The sequence below is a fragment of the Caldimonas sp. genome (assembly GCF_046289365.1).
Lineage (GTDB): Bacteria > Pseudomonadota > Gammaproteobacteria > Burkholderiales > Burkholderiaceae_C > Caldimonas.
The window spans coordinates 1-5,146 of sequence record NZ_JBKBVU010000215.1 but is presented as its reverse complement, the minus strand read 5'-3'; the positions used below and the strand labels follow the sequence as shown (position 1 = coordinate 5,146).

Genomic DNA, 5,146 nt, shown 5'->3' with positions numbered 1-5,146 from the left:
GGTCGAGCTCCCAGCTCATCACGGTCTCGGTGCTCATGGCCTGGCCGGGCCAGACCAGGTCGAGGTGGGCATGGGAACCCGCCGGGGCCAGGCGCAACTGCAGGTAGCGCACCTGGTACTCCTCCACCAGCCGGCCGGCCAGGTAGGCCAGGGCCTGCAGCAGCGAGAAGCTGTCCACACGCAGCCACACGGTGGAATCGACCTCCCCGACGGTGACGCGCGCCCCATGGGCGGCCTGAAGGCGCTGGGCGGCGGCGGCCACGAAGTCGGCGCCGAGCATGTCCTCCAGAGGCCAGCGGGTCTGGCGGGCTTCGGTGCTGCGCCGCGCCAGCTCGGTCAGCCGGCGGCTCATCGTGGCGGTCTCCTCGCGGATCACGCGCTGGAAGCGCTCGCGCATCGAGGGTTCCAGCCCGGGGTCGTCCAGCACCTCGACGGCCGCCTGCAGGGCCGCCAGCGAGGCGCGAGTGCCCTGGATGAGGTCGTGCAGCACCCGGTCGCGCTCGCTTTCGGCCTCGAAGGCCTCGGTGATGTTCTCCAGCATCAGCAGAAAGCCGCCCAGACCCGACTCCGAATGGTCGCGCACCGGCGTCATCTGCACGCGCAGCAACTGGCCCGTGGCCGTGCTGGTGACGAACTGGGCCGACGGCTCGGGGTGTCCGCGCTCGATCTGACGGCGCACGGTGTCCAGCGCATGCGCCACCAGGCGGCGGTCGATCACGGTGTAGATGGAGCGACCCAGACCGATCAGCTCGGCTCCGTCGGCCAGGGCCGGCACGCTCGACAGGGCGCGGAACTGGCTGCGCGCCCGGGCGTTATAGAGCAGCATGCGCCCGTCGAGGTTGCACACCACCACCGCCTGCCTGAGCTCGGCCATCAGCGCGGCCAGGCGCGAGCGTTCCTGTTCGACGCGCTCGCTGGCCAGGCGCACCTGCTGGGCCATGTCCTCGCGCAGCCGCGCACGCTGGCGCACGAGTTCATTGATCACCCCGGTGAGGGCGCGCAGCTCGGCGCTGCCGCGCGGCGCGATCTCGCGCACGATGCCGGTGCCCAGCACGGTCTGGGTGTCCTCGGCCAGCCGGGCCGCGGCGGTGATCCAGCGCCGGTAGACCGGACGCAACACGAACACGACCACCCCCAGCGTGAAGACGAACGCCATGAAGACCAGGGGCGCACGCTCGCTCAGCACCGATCGCAGCAGGCCGCGCTGAGCATCGTCGACGGTGGACAGCACGAGCACCAGGCTCAGCGCTGCCCACAGCAGCAGCGCCAGCGCGAAAGCCAGCAGGGCCACGACGAAGCGGCGGTCGATTCTCACGAGCCCTGCGCCTCCAGCATCTCTCGCACCTTGCCCACCAGCTCCTTGGTGGAAAAGGGCTTGGTCATATAGGCGTCGGCCCCTAGCGCCAGGCCTTTGGCGATGTCGGTGTCGCGCCCCTTGGCGGTGAGCATCAGGATGCGCACGCCGCGCAGACTCTCGTCGGCGCGGACTTCCTGACAGACCTCGAAGCCGGTGCGGCGAGGCATCATCACATCCAGCAGCACCAGCGCAGGCGGGTCGGCGCGGATGGCGTCCAGGGCCTCCTGCCCGTCGCGCGCCAGGACCACCTCGTAGCCCTCGCGCTTCATCAGGTACTCCAGCGACAGCAGGATGTTGGGCTCATCGTCCGCGATGAGGATCTTGGCAGGCATGCTCGTCTCCGTTCAGGGGTGCTTGACTCGAGAGTTCGTCGGCCGGTGTCCAGGGCAGCCACAGGCAGAAGCAGGCTCCCGTTGCGGCATCGTCGAGCCACATGCGTCCGCCGAAATGCTCCACGATCTGCCGGCTGATCGGCAAGCCCAGGCCGGTGCCCTGGCGACGGATGTCCTCGTCACCGCCCTGACGGAACTTCTCGAACACCGTGGCCCGCAGGGCCTCGGGCACGCCGGGGCCGTTGTCGTGCACCTCGATACGCACGCCGCGTTCGTCGGGCGTGACCCGCACGTCCACACGGCCACGCCCCTGTGGCACGAACTTGGCGGCGTTGGTCAGCAGGTTGAGCATCACCTGGGTCAGCCGGTCGCGGTCGGTGCGCAGCGTGCGCAAGCCGTGCGGCAGGTGCAGATGGACCTCGGCCCCGCGCTCGTGGAAGAGCTCCCGGGTGGTCTTCACCGCCTGCTCCAGCAGCGCGGCCAGGTCCACGTCGGTGGGGTGCCACTCGGCGTGGCCCGACTCGATCTTGGCCATGTCCAGCACTTGGTTGACCAGGCGGCTCAGGCGCTCGGTTTCGCTGACGATGAGGCCCAGGAATTGCTGGCGCTGCGCGCGGTCCATGTCGGCGTCGTCGAGCATCAGCTCGGACAGCGCACGGATCGAGGTGAGCGGCGTGCGCAACTCGTGGGTGACCGAGGACATGAAGTCGTCCTTGAGGCGGTCCAGGCTCTTGAGCTGCTCGTTGGCCTGGCGCAGCTCGGCCGTGAGCTGCTCGAGCGCGTGCGACTTCTCCTCCAGCTCGCGCGAATGGGCCCGCAGTTGCGAAGTCTCCTCCAGCATGCGCATCACGTCGTCGAGGTCCAGCGCCTCCTCCTCGACCACCGAGGCCACCATCACGCGCGCCGAGGCGCTGCCGATGGCCCCGGCGAGCTGGGTTTCCACATACTGCACCAGCCGGGCATCGGGTGGGATGCGTTCGATGCTGGGGGCGCCGACCCGGCGGGCATAGTCCTCGAAGAGCCGGCGTGCATGCACCGGCCCGAGGAAGCGGGCCACCAGCGGCAGCAGGTCGGCCACCTGGGCACGGCCACGCCAGAACACCGGGCGCGTGGCCTGGGTGCGATCGAACACATCGACGAACAGCATCGCTTGGCTGGCCTCGTGGGCGGAGGGCCCGCGCCACAATGAGACGCCCACGTAGGCACCGACGTTGGCCAGCAGGCTCCAGAACAGCGAGTGCGTAAGGTAGTCCAGGCCGCTCACCCCGAGCAGGGCCTCGGGCTTGAGCAGTTCCCACCCGAAGGGGCCGCGATCCAGCAGCGAGGCGTCCAGCCAGCCCGACTTGACGAACGAAGGCAGCAGCAGGGTGTAGACCCACAGCGCAAAACCCGCCAGCAGGCCGGCCATCGCGCCCTCACGGGTGCCCCCTTTCCAGTACATGCCGCCCAGCATCGCCGGCGCGAACTGGGCCACCGCGGCAAAGCTGATCAGGCCGATGCTCACCAGGGCGTAGGCCTCGCCGGCCAGGTGGAAGTACAGGTAGCCCAGCAGCAGGATGCCCACGATGGCGGCGCGCCGGATGCCCAGCAGCACCCCGGTGAGGTCGCCGCCCGAGCGGGCCTGCACGCGCCGTGCACGCAGCAGCCAGGGCATGATGAGGTCGTTGCACACCATCGTGGAGACGGCGATGGCATCCACGATGACCATGCCGGTGGCGGCCGACAGGCCGCCGATGAAGGCCAGCAGGGCCAGCGCCTGCTGGCCGTCGCTCAGTGGCAGCGAGATGAGGAAGCCCTCGGGGTTCTGGCTGCCCCGCTCGAACAGCATCAGCCCGCCCAAGGCAATGGGCAGCACGAAAAGGTTGATGAGCAGCATGTAGGCGGGGAAGGCCCACGCGGCTCGTCGGAGGTGGTTCTCGTCCACGTTTTCCACCACCATCACCTGGAACTGCCGCGGCAGGAAGATGACCGACAGCATGGACAGCAGCGTGAGGGCGAACCACGACCCGTAGGCGAAGCCATTGCCCTGCGCCGCGCCCTGTGAGGGGCTGAGCAGCGGGGCCAGCTCCGGGTCCGCCAGGGCCCGGCCGAAAAGATCGCCCAGGCCGTCGTACAGCCCCCAGGTGACGAAGGCACCGACGGCCAGGAAGGCGAGCAACTTGACCAGCGATTCGAAGGCAATGGCCGCGACCATACCTTCGTGACGCTCGGTGCTGTCGAGATGCCGCGCCCCGAAGACGATCGTGAAGCCGGCCAGCACCAGCGCCACGTACAAGGCGGTGTCCTGCCACCACGGCAGGCCTTTGGGTGTGGCGCCCAGGGGGCTCACCGGAGGTTGCGTCAGCAATCCGTAGCCCACCGAGATGGCCTTGAGCTGCAGCGCGATGTAGGGCACGATGCCCACCACGGTGATCAGCGTCACCAGCCCGGCCAGGGCGGGGCTCTTGCCGTAGCGGCTGGCGATGAAGTCGGCGATCGAGGTGATGCGATAGGTCTTGGCGATGCGGATCATCTTGCGCACCACCATCCACGCCAGCACCATGGCCAGCGTGGGGCCGAGGTAAATCGGCAGGAACCACACGCCGGAGCCGGCGGCACGTCCCACGCTGCCGAAGTACGTCCACGCCGTGCAGTACACCGCCAGCGACAGGGTGTAGATCCATGCATTGCCGATGATCGAGCGGCCCTCGGCGGCGCGGCGATCGCCGTGGTAGGCCACGGCGAACAGCAGCAGCAGGTAGGCGAAGGCGGTGACGATGACCAGCGGCGCACTGAGCACGGTGTCAGTCGTCCAGACGTTCCACCAGCCAGGCGGTCACGCCGATCAGCACCGCCCATACCAGGAACAGCGCCGCCGGGAACAGCGGCACCCCCAGCACCGTGGCCTCGCGGTCCCACAGCGCCATCAGCGGAAAGTTCAGCGACAGCCAGCCGGCGAAAAACACGAACACCAGCCGCTGCGCCCCCAGGCTCCTGAACATCGGCGTCTCCTCATCCAGGGGGTGTCGTCCATGGCGGCAAGGCTCTCTGTATCGACGATTGTGCCCCTTCCTCTGACCGACACCTTACGGTGAACCCCCAGGACCACGACGGCGTGCGGCCGAAAGCCCATGGGCCTGACGGCTCAGGGCGAAGGAGGCGAAGATTTTGAGCCACAGCGTCGAGCCGGCGATGGCGATCCATTCGTCGCGCCCCAGGGCCTGGAAGCCGAGCACGGCCACCAGCACCCCCACCAGCACCAGGCCGCCCACGAGGTTGATGATCAGCTCGTAGGGGGCATAGCGCTCGGCGTTGGGCGCGGGCAAGCCCTTCTTGAGCGCCACCTCCGAGAAATCGCGGCGCACACCGATGCGCCAGGCGCGGCGCAGCCAGAAAAAGGCCACCGGAATGAGCGCCAGCAGGAAGAACCAGTTGAGGAGATAGATGCTCATGGTCTTGGACCGAGGTGGATTCGATT

The 5,146-nt window shown here is 68.7% G+C and carries 4 protein-coding genes and 1 pseudogene; all 5 read right to left on the bottom strand.

Annotated features, from left to right (window positions below; genetic code table 11):
- Nucleotides 1-1,315 (bottom strand): annotated as a pseudogene (locus ACK42S_RS15565) (DNA polymerase III subunit epsilon); the annotation flags it as partial.
- Nucleotides 1,312-1,689: a response regulator transcription factor gene (locus ACK42S_RS15560; protein ID WP_409709567.1), complete on the bottom strand. Its 378-nt coding sequence runs from the start codon at nt 1,687-1,689 to the stop codon at nt 1,312-1,314. The pseudogene ACK42S_RS15565 and the gene ACK42S_RS15560, both read right to left, overlap by 4 nt.
- Nucleotides 1,658-4,468, bottom strand: coding sequence for an ATP-binding protein (locus tag ACK42S_RS15555; protein ID WP_409709564.1), 2,811 nt, complete (start codon nt 4,466-4,468; stop codon nt 1,658-1,660). Before ACK42S_RS15555 ends, ACK42S_RS15560 begins: the two co-directional genes overlap by 32 nt.
- A gap of 4 nt (nt 4,469-4,472) precedes the next feature.
- The gene (locus ACK42S_RS15550; protein WP_409660699.1) at nt 4,473-4,670 is read right to left on the bottom strand and encodes a hypothetical protein; all 198 of its coding nucleotides are present in this window, start codon (nt 4,668-4,670) and stop codon (nt 4,473-4,475) included.
- 84 nt (nt 4,671-4,754) lie between these two features.
- Nucleotides 4,755-5,120 carry a hypothetical protein gene (locus ACK42S_RS15545; RefSeq protein WP_409709561.1) on the bottom strand — a complete coding sequence of 122 codons (366 nt, stop codon included), beginning with the start codon at nt 5,118-5,120 and terminating at the stop codon, nt 4,755-4,757.
- Between the last annotated feature and the right edge of the window lie 26 nt (nt 5,121-5,146).

What these genes read in the sequence shown, in the direction of transcription:
- ACK42S_RS15560 (WP_409709567.1), bottom strand. Translation starts at nt 1,689, where the DNA reads ATGCCTGCCAAGATCCTCATCGCGGACGATGAGCCCAACATCCTGCTG.
- ACK42S_RS15550 (WP_409660699.1), bottom strand. Translation starts at nt 4,670, where the DNA reads ATGTTCAGGAGCCTGGGGGCGCAGCGGCTGGTGTTCGTGTTTTTCGCC.
- ACK42S_RS15545 (WP_409709561.1), bottom strand. Translation starts at nt 5,120, where the DNA reads ATGAGCATCTATCTCCTCAACTGGTTCTTCCTGCTGGCGCTCATTCCG.